Raw genomic sequence first — 14,829 nt, 5'->3', positions numbered from 1 at the left:
ACTCCCGCCGCCAACAGCCCCCCGAGAACCCCTTGGGCCCACCGTTTCCGCCCCAGCACCGGCGGATTTTTTTTATCCCGATCTTCCTTCCGCTTCAACGACGGTTTATTGTTTGCAACCGCATCTTTTGAATGAACCGAGCGCTTCCCGTTCTGAGTCATACGCGGCTCCCTTCTCGATTGGTGCATAAACGCTTATGGATACCCTGATCCTGTACGCCGACATAAAATGGCCCATTGTGGAAAAACTCAGTATATGGAAACGCACAAATGAGCGAATTCCGTTTCATGACAAAAAAGGGTGGCCGCCAACGATTCAAACTTTCAGAGACTTCATCCCGGATGCGATCCAAAAACGAGAGAGGACCGTATGGTCAACCAAGCGACCCTCTCCTTCTGGCTCGAAATGATCGATTAATCTTTCCGGCACTTCATCGGTTCACTTTGAACCCTTACCGGGCGAGTCGGCTGATCGACCGTTTTCGGCCACTCGTTCTTATCCTTCCTCCGTTCGGACGGTCTTACACCCATCAGCCTGCCCATTCCGAATCTTTCATCCCCGTCCCGGTATTCATTAGCCAGACGGATTCCCGTCCATCGATCCACCCTTCTCTGCGAAGCTTACGGATGGCGGCCAGTCCGGCGGCTCCCTCCGGACAGATCCAGCATCCTTCCGTCCGGGCCAGGGTCCGCAGGGCGGTTTTGGCTGTCGTATCGCTCACCGCTACAGCCGTCCCATCTGAACGGTACAGGGCATCCAACGCGAGAAAGTCACCCAAAGCCTTGGGTACCCGGAGGCCGCTCGCCGCCGTTCGTGCTCCTTCCCAAAATCGGGACTCCTTCCATCCATTCCGGAAGGCTTCCACAATCGGAGCGCACCCCTCCATCTGTACCGCTACCATACGCGGCGGTTTCCCCGTCACCCATCCGATCCGAGCCAATTCCTCGACTGCTTTCCATATTCCGATCAAGCCGACTCCGCCGCCGGTGGGATAGACGATCACGTCCGGCCAGGCCCAGCCGTTTTGTTCGGCAATTTCCAAACCCAGCGTCTTTTTCCCTTCGACCCGGTAAGGTTCCTTTAACGTCGCCGCATTAAAATATCCTTCTTCTTCCACCGCTCTCTCCACCCATTTGCCACAGTCGGAAATCAGTCCGTCGACGATTTGCAAATCCGCGCCGTAAAGCAGACACTCCCGCTGGTTGGATTCGGGGGCATCCACCGGCATCGCTACCATTAGCTCCATTCCGGCGGCGGCGGCATATGCCGCCCAGGCCCCCCCGGCATTACCGGCGGTAGGCATAGCAACTTTTTGGATGCCCAGGGCCTTGGCCCGGGTGATCCCTGCGGCAGCTCCCCGAGCTTTAAAGGTTCCGGTGGGATTGAAACCTTCATCCTTCATCATCAGACGAGGAATCCCCCAGTTCTCTCCGATCCGAGTGAAAGGCAGGGCCGGGGTCCCCCCTTCCCCTAAGGAAACGATCTCCTCCGGATCATCCACAGGGAGCAGCTCTCGATACCGCCACATGTCGAAGGAGCGCTCCCGCAGAGACTCCCGATCCCAAGAGTGCTTCAACCGGTCCAGGCCGTAACGGACCAGCAGGGGAGATGCACACCGCTTACACACATTGGTGATCCGATTGGGAGAATCAGTCGCTTTGCACCTCGTACAGTTCAGATCTTTCAAATAAACACCTCTTTTCTTTCATTTGATTTCATTAAAATGGTATCATACCGAAACTTGTGCCGGTAAAATTCCGGTCCATATAAGATCTCTGTTGAGTAGCCAGTCGGCCCTTTACGAGGAGTTTCAACAGATCGCCCCGACGGTCTATCCAGGGGTGGATACATCCCGATATATGGACTTTAAAAAAACGCCGAAACAACTCGGTTGCGAAGATGGTGAAAGAGGCTGAAGCTAGCATCCAATAAAAACGAACCGTATCGACGATTGCCTTGATACACACAAAAACCCTTGCGGTATCAAGGCTTATTTTGTTTCGATTCGCCGTCGGGTTTTGCTCTTCATCCCGGAGCGGTTTATAATCGAAAAATATCATCCTTTGTCACACTTCAAATCAAAAAGTCCATCAATTTAGATGGACTTTTTGACTGCGTCAAGAACAACCGATCGCAGCGGATCATGTTTCGTTTTATACAGCGGCCGAAGCTTGGGGATGCGTTTTTTCCATCTCCCTCTCCATCTCCTGGCGGCGTTGTTCTCGGGCCGATGCATCCCACTCCAGCTCCTGGGCCATCCAATCCAATACCGAATCCAGACCTTCTTCACAACGGCGCCGGTGAAAGTAGAGGTCGCCGGTCCGACGAATGAGCACATCCGCCGCCGTCACCGCCATTTCTTCTTCCACGGCGAATTCCACCTGGGCCCGGAGGAGAGATTGCACCTCTTTTCCCGCACGATGCCACACTTCTTCGATATGAAGGCCGTAGAGATGAATCAATTCCTCGGCGCGATCCTTCTCCACTCCGGCTTGTTCCAATTTTTGTGTCCACTCCCGTCGGTAGCGGGCGAAGCCCTCGGAGCCGAGATCGCCTCCTCCGATCAGGGAAGTCTGATCGGTACGACAAGGGGTGAAGGAATGTACCCCCGCCTCCGACAGCCGGCGGGAAACCAAGTCCACCGTCCGTTCCGCCATCTTGCGAAACCCGGTCAGTTTCCCTCCAGCAATCGTGATCAAACCGGTGGGGGATTGGAATATCTCATCTTTCCGGGACAATTCCGACGGACTTTTCCCTTCTTCGTGGATCAGAGGGCGCAGTCCGGCCCAGCCGGACTCCACGTCATCCGGGGTCAGCCTCACCTCAGGAAAGACATGGTTCACCCCTTCCAACAGATAGTCCCGATCCTCCGCCGTCATCTCCGGAGAATCAATGGGACCGTCATAATCCGTATCCGTCGTTCCGATATAGGTGATGCGTCCCCTCGGAATCGCAAAAACCATGCGACCGTCGGGAACATCGAAGTAAATCGGCTGTTCCAGAGGAAACCGCTCATAAGGAACCACCAGGTGAACCCCTTTCGTCAGGTGGAGCCGTTTTCCGGACAGGGAACCGTCTGTCTGTCGCAATCGATCCACCCAAGGACCGGTGGCGTTGACCACTTGGCGGGCCTCGACGGCATAGGTTTGTCCGCTGATCCGATCCCGTATATGGGCTCCCCGGATTTTTTCCCCTTCATAGAGGAAGGACTCGGCTTCCGCATAGTTGACCGCTTTGGCTCCGTTTGAAACGGCGGTTTTCATCACTTCCAGAGTGAGACGGGCATCATCGGTTCGATATTCCACATACAGACCGGAACCCTTCAACCCCCTTGAGGTCAACAGCGGTTCCTTCTCCAATGTTCGGTCACGAGACAACATTTGGCGTCTTTCTTCTTTTTTCACACCGGCCAATCGGTCGTACAACCAGAGGCCGATCGAGGAAGCCGATTTTCCGTAGGTTCCTCCGGCATAGATGGGCAACATCATCGGAGCGGGAGTCACCAGGTGAGGAGCCCGTTCATAGAGAAGAGCCCGCTCTCGGCCCACTTCCTTCACCAGACCGATTTCCAACTGTTTCAAATAACGCAGTCCCCCGTGGATCAGCTTGGTGGATCGACTGCTGGTTCCGGCGGCGTAGTCCTGCTTTTCCACCAGACCGACGGAAAGACCTCTGGTGGCGGCGTCCCAGGCGATCCCCGCTCCAGTGATTCCTCCTCCGATCACCAGGAGATCCAGTTTCTCCCCAGCCATCTCCTCGAGCCATTTCGACCGATTCTTCGCAGAAAACCGCATGGTGTTTCACTCTCCTATCAATACTTCTCTTCGATATTCCATAGCTCCCTTTTGCTCACGGAAACCGCATCGGCCCCGTTCCGGAAAGCGGCTTTCACATCGTCCTCCCCCCGAAGCAGACCGCCGGCGACAATGGGAATATCCGATTTCTCCCGCAGTGTCTGAAACACCCATGCCGGAACAACCCCCGGCATCACTTCCACGGCATCGGCTCTGGACTGCTTGATCAGATGTTGACCCGTTTTTACCGACATGCTGTCCGGGATAAATAAACGCTGGATCGCAAACAGCCCTTCCTCCCGGGCAAAGCGAATCAGGTGGGTTCGAGTGGATACCACTCCGTCCGGTTGGATCTCTCTTTTAATATATTGCAGAGTAGCCCGGTCATTTCCGAAGCCCTGGGCGAGATCGACATGCAGATACGCCTTTTTCCCCATATCCTTTACCCGCTTGACCATCTGCCTCAATGTATTAATCTCGCCGAACAGCAGAAAGCAAAAGCCGGGCTTGTAATCCCGCAGGACTTCCAGATCCTCTTCACTTCGCAGTGCCGCGATCACCGGATGTCTCTCAATACCTCGCTTAAACTCCATATCCCTTCGTCCTTCCCTAAAAAATGCAAAAAGAGCCCCCCGCCGTCGCAAAAAACCTGCACCCGGACGAGGGACTCTCTTTTCGTCTCCAGTCCCAATCTCTCAGATGTAAATGTTATGGAATTCGTATTTATTTTATACCCTGAGACGCCGGAAGAAAACCCTAAATTTTTACCTCCGACCGGGACATCGTCCTCTGTACGGCATCCTTCCATCCCCGATAGAGAGCATCCCTCTCCCGGGCATCCATGCGGGGCGTATATTCGGCATCCGCTACCCAATTCGCCTCAATCGTCCGCTTATCGCCCCAGTATCCGACAGCCAGTCCCGCCAGGTAAGCGGCACCGAGTGCTGTCGTCTCATTAACCACCGGACGCTTGACCTCCGCTTTTAGGATATCCGCCTGAAACTGCATCAGAAAATCGTTGAGAGCGGCACCGCCATCCACGTTCAGCTGTTGCAGATGAATCCCGGAGTCCTGTTCCATCGCCGTTAATACGTCCTTGGTCTGGTAGGCCAGGGATTCCAATGCCGCCCGTGCCAAGTGATCCCGGGTCGTCCCCCGAGTCAGTCCGAAAATCGCCCCTCGGGCCTCCATATCCCAGTAAGGAGCCCCCAAACCGACAAAGGCGGGAACCAAGTAAACGCCTTCATTAGAGTCCAGACGTCGAGCACAGGATTCCGAATCCGAAGAGTTCTCCAGGATTTCCAGTCCGTCGCGCAACCACTGAATCGCCGCCCCCGCGACAAAGATACTTCCTTCCAGAGCGTATTCCACCTTGCCGTCGATTCCCCAAGCGATTGTTGTCAATAAACCGTGGTCGGATGAGACGGCCCGTTCCCCAGTGTGCATCAGCATGAAACAACCGGTACCGTAGGTATTCTTGGCCATTCCCGGAGAAAAACAAGCCTGGCCGAACAATGCCGACTGCTGATCCCCCGCAACTCCGGCAACCGGAATCCGGGTACCGCGAAACACATCCGCTTCGGTATAACCGTACACCTTGCTGGATGGCTGTACCTCCGGCAGCATCGCCCGGGGGATTCCCAGGATCTCCAACAGTTCATCATCCCAGTCCAGGCGGTAAATATTGTAGAGCAATGTACGGGATGCGTTGCTGTAATCGGTGATATGAACCCGGCCTCCAGTCAACTTCCAGATCAGCCAAGTATCGATCGTCCCGAACAACAATTCCCCTTTTTCCGCCCGGTCCCGGGCCCCTTCCACATGATCCAGAATCCATTTCACCTTGGTCCCCGAAAAATAAGCGTCGATCAGCAGGCCGGTCTTTTGGCGAAAAGTCGACTCCCATCCCTGCTGTTTCAAATCGTCGCAGATATCGGCGGTTTGGCGACTCTGCCAAACAATCGCATGATAGATCGGTTGCCCCGTCTGTTTATCCCAGACCACCGTTGTCTCCCGCTGGTTGGTAATCCCTATACCGGCAACCTGTCCGGGTTCCAGATTATATTTTCGGAATAGCTCATCGATGACGTTCACCGTACTTTCCCAGATCTCCTCGGCGTCGTGCTCCACCCAACCCGGCTGCGGGTACATCTGGTTAAATTCTCTCTGCACCGATCCCCGGACCTCACCTCTCTGATCGAACAACATGGCCCGGGTACTGGTTGTTCCCTGGTCGATGGCCAACATGTACCGATTTTCCGTACTCAAACCCGATTCCTCCTTCTGATTGGGGTTTCGTTTGATGACGAAACCGCTTCGCTTGCTTCACCCGTCCTTCACACAGACGGACCAACGGAACTGTCGTCGCTGCCGGCCTGGGTTTTCCCGGCGGGAACTTCCTTTGGACTCTGCAGATAACGGCGGATCAGTCCATCGTAGACCAAAGCACCAAATAGTCCTCCCAAAATCGGCCCGACAATCGGAACCCAGGCGTAACCACCCGGTCCCGGCAGGGCCATCGCATCCCAACCAGCCAGCCAGGCAAACAGTTTCGGACCGAAATCCCGAGCCGGATTCAGTGCAAAACCGGTCAAGGTGCCGAAGGAACCCCCGATCATGGCTACCGTCAGCCCGATCACCAAAGGACCGAGATGATTCAAGGCCGGCAGGGGCGGATTCCGCTCGTCCACCACCGCCAGGATCACTATTAAAAGGAGAGCTGTAATCGCAAACTCAACAAAGAAAGCGTTCACATTTGTTAAAAAAGATGCCGGATAAGTAGAAAATATTCCAGCGGTCGTCACACTCTCCTCTGTCCCCCGAACGACCGACTCGGCCTGTTCAAACCGGGCAAAAGCCCCTTGGTACAGTCCGTAAACCACTCCTGCACCGGTAAAGGCACCGGCTACTTGCGCCGTAATGTAAGGGATTACATTTTTCCACGGAAAACCCCGAAAAACAGCCATGGTTACGGTAACGGCAGGATTAATGTGCGTTCCGGATACGGCTCCGGTCACGTAAATGGCCATGGCAACGGCGAGTCCCCATACAAAGGAAAGATCCCATTGACTGTACTCGGCTCCATTCAAAACCATTCCCGCCACAGCGCCGCACCCGACAAAAATAAGGATAAAGGTACCGACAAATTCGGACAAACATTCACCCCACAGCTTCCTCTTCAAGCGGGCCACACTCCTTTCTTCCCTTCCAACCTGGGAATGAACCGCCTGAGGACACAAAAAGGCCGCACTACACCAAACCCCCGACGGATCCCGACGGGATGCGGATAACTTCGGATGCAGTACGGCCTCTCCCATTTCTCCGGCCATTAGACAGTCCATTTGGTTTCCCTAATTATATACAAAATCCGAAATGGACACAATGCCAAAATCTAACCTTTCAGAGAGCCTGCCAGCAATCCGCGGATAAAGTACCTCCCCAGAAAAATATAGACAAGGATTGTCGGCAGAGCGGCTAATAACGCTCCGGCCATCTGAACGTTCCACTGTACAATTTGGCTGCCGGACAAATTTTGCAGAGCCACCATCACCGGTTGCTGAGAAGTCGATGTCAGTGTCACGGCAAAAAGAAATTCGTTCCATACCTGCGTGAACTGCCAGATCCCGACCACGACAAACCCTGGGACCGATAAGGGCAAAACGATCCTCCAGTAGATTCCGATCATTCCGCTTCCGTCCATTTTGGCCGCCTCCAGAATCCCATCAGGAATGCCGGCGTAAAAATTGCGAAAAATGAGCGTGGTGATCGGAATGCCATAAACGACATGGACAAAGACGAGACCGGGTATGGTGTTATAAAGGTGAATCTGCTGCAAAAACTGGATCAACGGAATCAACACACTTTGGTACGGAATAAACATGCCGAACAAAATCAGTGTGAACAGCCCGTCGGCACCCGGAAATCGCCATTTGGACAGAACATATCCGTTCAAAGAACCCAGCAGAGCAGACAGAATCGTGGCCGGAACCGCCAGATACAGGCTGTTCAGCAGATGAGGGGCCAGCTTCTCCCAGGCGATGACATAACTTTGCCACTGAATGGAGGAGGGAAGTTCCCACATCCGGTCCAACGCGGCCTCTTCCATACCTTTCAAGCTGGTTGCCACCATGACATAGACGGGAATCAGAAAAACGAAAGCCGCCAAGAGCAGAAACATATAAATAACGATCCGCCGAGGTCGCAGGGTCATCGGTCCGCCTCCTTCCGCATGCCGGACAGGAGATAGGGAACGATCAACAGAGAGATCATGAAAAGCATGATCACAGCGATAGCGGCCCCTTGAGCGTAATGGTTGCCGCGAAAGGTGGTCTCAAACATATAGACACCGGGTACATCCGTGACATAATTGGCCCCCGGGCCGGTCATGGCTACAATCAGGTCGAAAATTTTCAGTGAGATATGTCCCAGAATGATCACGACGCTCAGGGTGATCGGCCGGAGAAGCGGGAAAATCACTCGACGGAAGATTTGCCACTCCCCTGCTCCGTCCACTCGGGCCGCCTCTCTCAACTCGTCGGGAATCGCCCGCAACCCCGCCAGGTACATCGCCATTGTAAATCCGGACAGTTGCCAGACAGCGGCTACAACAACAGCAATCAGCGCGACGGGAATACCCCACTCGATTCGTCCCCATTCAACGCCTGGAAGAATACGGGTATCCACATACCAGACCGGCGGCTCCTCCAGTCCGATTTTTTTCAGGAACAGATTCACCCCGGTGGAAGGGTTAAAAATCCACTGCCATACGACACCGGTTACGATCAATGAGAGCGCCATCGGAAAGATAAACAGATTGCGAAATAGATTTTCTCCGCGGATCCGGGTATCCAGAAGCGTTGCCAAAAGCAGACCGATCACCAGGCAGGCCAAAATGAAAAAAACAGTGAATACGAGCGTGTTTCTGAGGTCGGACTGAAACCGGAAATCCTGAAACAACGCGACAAAATTTTGCAGACCGACAAAAGTAAAATCCGGAACAAGGGTATTCCACCGAGTCAGGGATACCACTCCCGTCCAACCGATAAACCCGTAAACAAATACAGCGATCGCAAGAATGGATGGACAGAGGAGCAACAAGCCCGCCCACTTCTCCCCTCGTTTCCAGCCGGGTTTGGGAGCGGGCTTCCTGCTGATGTCCACCCTCTGATGCATCTCCATCCGGTGCGACGTCAAATGAATCGCCCCCTGCAACCTGATTGGTTCAATCGGGATCATTTGTATGATTCAAACTGCTGTTTCAATCGATTGGCGATCGAATCCACATGGCCTTGGGTGACAAATGTGTTCACTGCTTGATTGGCTTCGGTTACAAATCCTTCCGGAGCCGCAGAGCCATGGGCCAAACTGGGAGTCAGTTTACTCTCTTTAAATGCCTCCATCGTCTCTTTGCCGTATGCGTCGTACTTTTTTTTATCGGCATCCACCCGTGCCGGGATGGAACCTTTGAGAGGGTTAAAGGTATCCTGACCTTCAACGGAACCGAGCATTTTTAAAAATTTCTTGGTCGCTTCGGGATTCTTTGCCCCTTTGGGCAGACCGAAGGTATCCGTAATCACCATGAAACTTCCCTCGGTTTCCGGTGTAGGCGTCCATCCGAAATCCTTACCCGGTTCCAATTTCAAATCCGTAGTCAAATAACCCTTTACCCAGTCCCCCATGATATTCATGGCGGCGTCCCCCCGAGCCACCATCTGAGAAGCATCCTGCCAGTTGCGGGCGGCGTGATCCTGATTGGTATACTTCAGCATTTTTTTGAACGTCTTTAACGCATCCTTCACCTTGGGATCATCGAAGGAAAGCTCTCCGGTCCACAGATTGGAATACCCTTCGGGACCCAACTTTCCGAGGAGAACGGTTTCCAACAGATGAGTCGACGCCCAAGGTTCCTTATCACCTAGAGCGAGGGGTGTAATGCCTTCTTTGTCCAGCTTTTCCGCCGCATCGAAGAAATCATCGAACGTTTTGGGCGGGTCGATTCCGTGTTGATCCAGCACCTTTTTGTTGTACCACAGAACATTACCTCGGTGGATATTGACCGGAACGGAATAAATATTGCCGTCCCGGCTGACCATCTGAATCAGTTCTTCGGGAAATGTATCCTTCCACCCCTCCTGTTCATACAGATCGTTTAGGGGCTTCATTTTCCCCGCGGCAACCCAGCTGTCATTCAACTCCGATCCGCCGTGAACCTGAAAGGTGTCCGGAGGATCGTTTCCCTGCATCCGGGTGGCCAGGGTCGCCTTCGCATTGGTACCCGCTCCACCGGCCACCGCCGCATTTTTCACTTCAATCCCGGGGTTCTTTTTCTCAAACTGTTCGATTAACGCATTTAAACCGGCCTCTTCACCGGCCCCCGTCCACCAACTGAAAATCTCCACTTGTTGGTTGTCTCCGCTCTCTCCCTGCGGTTGGGTCGTTCCGCACGCCGCCAGGTTTCCGATCAGAAACAAGGAAAGAAGCGTACTTACCAGGCTCGTTTTTCCGTTCATTCGAAACCCTCCCGGCTATCCGGTTTAGATGTCAAATCATTCAGATAAACAAATCGACTTCATGCCCGGGGCTCAAATAACCGCTTCAATACCAGAGTGAGAGCTCCGATCTCCTCGGCATGCTCTCCCAGTTCGGAGGGGACGATGGTGACATCCCCGGATGGGGTGGAAAGCGCTCTCCGCTTCACCTCTCTTCGCAACGGGTCCAACATCCATCCTCTCGCCCGAATCACCTCCCCGCTGATAATAATGGTGGAAGGGTTAAGCAGATTGACCAGGTTAGCCAAACTGATTCCCAGATATCGTCCCGTCTCCGCCAAAATGTCTTTGGCGAGGGTATCCCCCTCCTCAGCCGCCTCTACGATCTTCGCCCCGGCCGAGGGTTCCCCTTTCCCTGATAACCGACCCTGTAATACCGATTTTGTCCCTTCTTCCAGCTTTTCCTGGATTCTTCTCACCATGGACGGAACTGAAGTGAAGGTCTCCAAACAGCCGAAATTGCCGCAACTACAAAGGGGGCCTCCGATATCGACCGTTGTGTGGCCGATTTCCCCTGCGGCGAAGGAGGGTCCGTGAACGAGCTGTCCATCTAAAACGACCGCCGCCCCCACCCTGGTCCCTACATGAACACAGATAAAATCCTTTACCCTGCAACCTTTGCCAAACCATCGTTCTCCCATGGCCAGAGCACGCACTTCGTTTTCCACTTCCACAGGAACTTCAAAATCTTCCTCCAATGCCGTCCGAATCGGAAGATTCTTCAGTCTCAGATTAGGAGCAAAAAGGAAATGGCCCCGATCCGGGTTCACCAGGCCGTGCATCCCTACTCCGATCCCCAGCAGGGGAACTCCGGCTTCCTGTATCAAGTCAACTACCTGTCGAACAGCTTTTTTCAATATAGAGAGATATTGATCCGCCGAAGCATTCGGTGGAACGCTCAACTGTACGGTCTCTCTCACTTTTCCGTCCAGGTTGGCCGAAACCGCTTTGATCCGTTTGACCCCAGCACTCACTCCGACCATCCCGAAAACGGAAACATTGATCTCCAGCAGGATCGGCTTTCTCCCTCCCGTTGACTCCCCCAGATCGCTTTCCACGACTATTTCCGTTTCCAGTAATTCCGCCACGATGTTGGTCACCGTCGGCGGAGTCAGATGAGTGATTTTGGATATTTCCGCCCGGGAAATGGGACCGTGAAGACGGATCGCATTCAATATCAACGATTTATTCATCGATTTCATCCACCGAATATTTCCGGTCAGCATGGAACTTTTCATTGTGTCATCACCCTGTTCTTTTTCGGAACCGAAGCCTGAGATTCGGAACCCGACCTGAAAAGAAAGGAAAATGGAGCACATACGGTTACCCATGTTACCGGTGTGAGATGGAGTTCGGTTTTCTCTCCGCATTTTTGCGAGCGGCTCCCCCCCACCGCACCCCTCTCCCTTTGTCAGCAAACGTGGATCATCGCCCCGTCTCCCTTTTTTCTGCGGCCAATAAACATCCCTCACAGCCGACTACCTTTCCGAAAATTAAATTGTTTAATTTACCTCTCTGATCAATCATATATTATTACAAATATTTTTTCAAAGAGGAATAGACGGAATAATAACGCTCCTCCCGAAACGAAAAAACCGGCAGCAAAGTGTCTGTCCTTACGGGAATGGCTGCCGATCGATTCTTTCCGTCATTTGATAAAAAATTCACATGGATCGGATGAAAGTCTGCAGGGCTTTCATATCATAAACGAGTACTTCGTCCCGGTTAAATTCTAGTAAGTTCGCTTTCCGGAGCTGGTTTAGGGTCCGGTTGATCGATTCGCGGGAGGCTCCAATCATGCTGCCGAACTCCGCATTTGTCATCGGCAGGGAGATCGACGTCCCGCTTTTCTTTTCCACTCCAAATTCCTCGGACAATCGGAGTAACGAATAGACAACCCGCTGTTGAACATTGCCAGAGATGATTTCCTGGAGGCGTTTTTGGAGCCGAACCAATTGACGTCCCATGATTTTCATCACTTTTTTCGCGATTTTCGGATGGTCCTCCAACAAACGATCAAAGTCTTCAATTTGGATCGCCAACAACTCGGTATTCTTGATCACTTCCGCTGTTCCCGGATAGGGAGCCTGATCGAAAAAGCCCACATGCGGGAACATATCCCCTTTGTGAAGGAAGGAAATCACCTGGGCATGTCCTTCTTCGTCCACTTTAAAGACCTTGATCACCCCTGATTGAATAAAGTAAACCGCTTTACGCTCTTGCCCTTCTAGAAAAACAAAAGAGTGCTTACGAAACCGGCGTTGAATCGTGATCGAAGACAAATGAGCGATCTCTTGCTCGGTCAACTCTGAAAACAGGGGTACCCGTTGGAGTGCTTTTTCCACTTGGTTCATGAGAGCACCTCGTTTTTATCGGTGGTTACCCCTTATATTACCAAAATGACGCTTCTTTGGAGTCGAAACTTATGACAATCTGCCGGTCCTTCTTTGAGCGTTTCGTAACACTCTCCATCTATGAAGGATCAAAAATCTAAACTGCTGACCCCGTTCACGGAGTCAGCAGCCTTGAAAAACCCATCAATGGTCCGATTATGATTATCCTTTGAAAAAAACAGCGTTCCTTTGTATAGAATGGCATCGACGGGACATTACTTCTACGCAATCCGCCGCTTTTTCCCCGATGCATGGGGATGTAATGACAAAAGCCATCCACTATTACCCCCGATCTTCTACTTTGCGAATGGCAACACGCCATACCTCAGGGCCCTGATCGAGGTACTCCCATTCAAAGGATCCCGTTCTCTCCGCTCGAAATTGATAATATAGGGGTTTAGGATCATGGTCGTTCACCAATTCCATGGTCATGCCCGGCTGCAAACGATCAAAAGTTGCGTCGGCAGGTACCGGTTTTAAGTTCTCCTGAATCGATTCTTCCCGGCTGGGCTCCGATTTTTCTTTCCTCGAGAATTCAGTTTCCTCGATCAGTCCATCAAAGGTGACCCAAACAATCGCCAAGATTATCAGGAAACCCACCGCAATTATTAATCTCCTCCTCACGATCTCATCTCCTTCCTGATGCGATCGGGGGGGTTGATCCTCAGATCTTGATTCATTTCATCACCTTTAGAAGCCTTGCGATTGAGCACGTCCTTGGTGGGTCGGGGTGGGGGTCCACACTCCCGAACAGGGGACTTTTTCACCGGACTTCTAGTGGCCCTAACCGTACCATCTTCCCTGATAGAATCCAATGCCTCGGCAACCCGAAGGCATGGATGCAGATCTTCTCCCTCCACTTTCAATATAAAGGTATCCCCTTTTTTCAAATGAGAAAAGAACGTGACAAGACCCAACATGCTTTTCCCATTACATACAAGAGAATGTCTGCAAAAATAAATATCTTTTTCAAGTGAACCGATTACATTTGACAACTCGACCATGTCACGAAGAGAAAAACCCCCCGGAAACACCATTGGCTGTTCCATGAACAAGCTCCCTCCTCGTTATTACATGTATTGCGGCCAGTACCCCGGTTCCTTGTCCACCCTTGCGTCTCACTGGTATCCTTTTCCTCTCCAGGATGGCACAACGTTTTTATTCGGTGTGTGACAAACTTCACAAAACCTTTCCCGTTCATCATTTTGCAACAACAACGGCTGTTTTGTGATAAGAATCACCCTCTGTTTCTATGAAACTGTGTATGATCGAAGTAAAGCAAAAGAGGGTTCGTTATCCCTTGAAGAAAGAAGGGAAGGACATTGAACCGAAAACGAACAAACCCAAACACGGTAGAACGGGATGTTCGGGAAGATCTGCGGTTGAGGCCGGATCACTGGGTGGTCACTGTTGTCCATAAAAAAAAGACATCCAATCCCACCGAACAAACCGGTACCTCCCCTCTCACTCAAAGGAAAAAACCATTTATGGGAGCTGGATAACCGCGGCTTGGAACCGCCCCAACCCATGATTCGAACGCTGTCCACCTTGGCGAGACTTGTGCTCCCCTGAGTGCAAAGGATCTACGCCGGCCTACCACCCTTCCAACTTGGTTACCAGTTGGGGCACTAGAAGCGTTGTGAAAAACCGGCCTCTCCCTCATCAGAAAACACTTTCTCAGAAGAGGAATAAGACGCCCTCACAAGGAGGTGAAAAGTACCATGGCCGTTACGACAAAAGACGTTACCTAACAGTTAAAACAAGTGATTGACCCGGAACTGGGAATCAATATCGTCGATCTCGGGCTGATCTACGACCTGCGAGTGAATAACGATCACGTATTTGTCTGCATGACGTTAACCACACCGGGATGTCCACTCCACGACACCATCGTCGACGGGGTTCACCACGTCCTCCGGCAACATCCCGACATCCAGGACGTCGACGCGGATCTGGTTTGGAACCCCCCATGGAGTCCGGAAAGAATGTCCGAGAAAGCCAAACTCCAACTCCTCTTTTTTGGATAATCAAATGGTATTCCGACGTTTTCCGTGTGACGAATATATGATGGGCGAAACTCGTTATCCATGTCCA

12 protein-coding genes and 1 pseudogene are annotated in these 14,829 nt (G+C 52.4%); 1 reads left to right on the top strand and 12 read right to left on the bottom strand.

The window, feature by feature from the left end:
- Positions 1 to 529: 529 nt before the first annotated feature.
- The 12 genes and pseudogenes from CHM34_RS15425 to CHM34_RS19885 all read right to left on the bottom strand — a co-directional run bounded on the left by CHM34_RS15425 (position 530) and on the right by CHM34_RS19885 (position 13,335).
- Complete coding sequence (locus CHM34_RS15425; protein ID WP_094265497.1) at positions 530 to 1,687, bottom strand: threonine synthase; 1,158 nt, start codon at positions 1,685 to 1,687, stop codon at positions 530 to 532.
- A gap of 466 nt (positions 1,688 to 2,153) precedes the next feature.
- A complete protein-coding gene (locus CHM34_RS15415) occupies positions 2,154 to 3,794 on the bottom strand; it encodes a glycerol-3-phosphate dehydrogenase/oxidase (protein WP_094265495.1) in 1,641 nt (546 codons plus the stop codon).
- 17 nt (positions 3,795 to 3,811) lie between these two features.
- Entirely contained in the window at positions 3,812 to 4,387 is a 576-nt protein-coding gene (locus tag CHM34_RS15410) for a glycerol-3-phosphate responsive antiterminator (protein WP_094265494.1), read from the bottom strand.
- A gap of 163 nt (positions 4,388 to 4,550) precedes the next feature.
- Entirely contained in the window at positions 4,551 to 6,041 is a 1,491-nt protein-coding gene (gene glpK, locus CHM34_RS15405; protein WP_094265508.1) for a glycerol kinase GlpK, read from the bottom strand.
- 89 nt (positions 6,042 to 6,130) lie between these two features.
- Positions 6,131 to 6,976: an MIP/aquaporin family protein gene (locus CHM34_RS15400; protein ID WP_094265507.1), complete on the bottom strand. Its 846-nt coding sequence runs from the start codon at positions 6,974 to 6,976 to the stop codon at positions 6,131 to 6,133.
- A 209-nt stretch (positions 6,977 to 7,185) separates the two neighbouring features.
- Positions 7,186 to 8,004 carry a carbohydrate ABC transporter permease gene (locus CHM34_RS15395; RefSeq protein ID WP_094265493.1) on the bottom strand — a complete coding sequence of 273 codons (819 nt, stop codon included), beginning with the start codon at positions 8,002 to 8,004 and terminating at the stop codon, positions 7,186 to 7,188.
- A complete protein-coding gene (locus CHM34_RS15390; RefSeq protein ID WP_094265506.1) occupies positions 8,001 to 8,966 on the bottom strand; it encodes a carbohydrate ABC transporter permease in 966 nt (321 codons plus the stop codon). The genes CHM34_RS15395 and CHM34_RS15390 overlap by 4 nt, the downstream gene beginning before the upstream one ends.
- 59 nt (positions 8,967 to 9,025) lie before the next feature.
- Positions 9,026 to 10,303, bottom strand: coding sequence for an ABC transporter substrate-binding protein (locus CHM34_RS15385; protein WP_094265492.1), 1,278 nt, complete (start codon positions 10,301 to 10,303; stop codon positions 9,026 to 9,028).
- Positions 10,304 to 10,362: 59 nt separating this feature from the next.
- Positions 10,363 to 11,580, bottom strand: a complete 1,218-nt coding sequence (locus tag CHM34_RS15380) for an ROK family transcriptional regulator (protein WP_094265505.1) — start codon at positions 11,578 to 11,580, stop codon at positions 10,363 to 10,365.
- A gap of 426 nt (positions 11,581 to 12,006) precedes the next feature.
- Positions 12,007 to 12,696: a Crp/Fnr family transcriptional regulator gene (locus CHM34_RS15375; RefSeq protein ID WP_094265491.1), complete on the bottom strand. Its 690-nt coding sequence runs from the start codon at positions 12,694 to 12,696 to the stop codon at positions 12,007 to 12,009.
- 236 nt (positions 12,697 to 12,932) lie between these two features.
- Positions 12,933 to 13,011 (bottom strand): annotated as a pseudogene (locus tag CHM34_RS19890) (4Fe-4S ferredoxin); the annotation flags it as partial.
- A gap of 6 nt (positions 13,012 to 13,017) precedes the next feature.
- Positions 13,018 to 13,335, bottom strand: a complete 318-nt coding sequence (locus tag CHM34_RS19885; RefSeq protein ID WP_240512050.1) for a DUF2249 domain-containing protein — start codon at positions 13,333 to 13,335, stop codon at positions 13,018 to 13,020.
- Between the two features lie 1,163 nt (positions 13,336 to 14,498).
- Between CHM34_RS19885 and CHM34_RS15355 the strand changes: the two genes are divergently transcribed.
- Positions 14,499 to 14,762, top strand: a complete 264-nt coding sequence (locus CHM34_RS15355) for a metal-sulfur cluster assembly factor (protein WP_094265488.1) — start codon at positions 14,499 to 14,501, stop codon at positions 14,760 to 14,762.
- The last annotated feature ends 67 nt before the right edge of the window (positions 14,763 to 14,829 follow it).

The sequence above is a fragment of the Paludifilum halophilum genome, from assembly GCF_002245355.1.
In the GTDB taxonomy this organism is placed as follows: Bacteria; Bacillota; Bacilli; order Thermoactinomycetales; family DSM-45169; genus Paludifilum; species Paludifilum halophilum.
This window is presented reverse-complemented; position numbering and strand designations above follow the sequence as displayed.

Excerpts from the sequence above, each read along its gene's own strand:
- glpK (WP_094265508.1), bottom strand. The coding sequence starts at position 6,041 with ATGTTGGCCATCGACCAGGGAACAACCAGTACCCGGGCCATGTTGTTC.
- CHM34_RS15380 (WP_094265505.1), bottom strand. The coding sequence starts at position 11,580 with ATGAAAAGTTCCATGCTGACCGGAAATATTCGGTGGATGAAATCGATG.
- CHM34_RS15375 (WP_094265491.1), bottom strand. The coding sequence starts at position 12,696 with ATGAACCAAGTGGAAAAAGCACTCCAACGGGTACCCCTGTTTTCAGAG.
- CHM34_RS15390 (WP_094265506.1), bottom strand. The coding sequence starts at position 8,966 with ATGCATCAGAGGGTGGACATCAGCAGGAAGCCCGCTCCCAAACCCGGC.
- CHM34_RS15395 (WP_094265493.1), bottom strand. The coding sequence starts at position 8,004 with ATGACCCTGCGACCTCGGCGGATCGTTATTTATATGTTTCTGCTCTTG.
- CHM34_RS15415 (WP_094265495.1), bottom strand. The coding sequence starts at position 3,794 with ATGCGGTTTTCTGCGAAGAATCGGTCGAAATGGCTCGAGGAGATGGCT.
- CHM34_RS15410 (WP_094265494.1), bottom strand. The coding sequence starts at position 4,387 with ATGGAGTTTAAGCGAGGTATTGAGAGACATCCGGTGATCGCGGCACTG.
- CHM34_RS15385 (WP_094265492.1), bottom strand. The coding sequence starts at position 10,303 with ATGAACGGAAAAACGAGCCTGGTAAGTACGCTTCTTTCCTTGTTTCTG.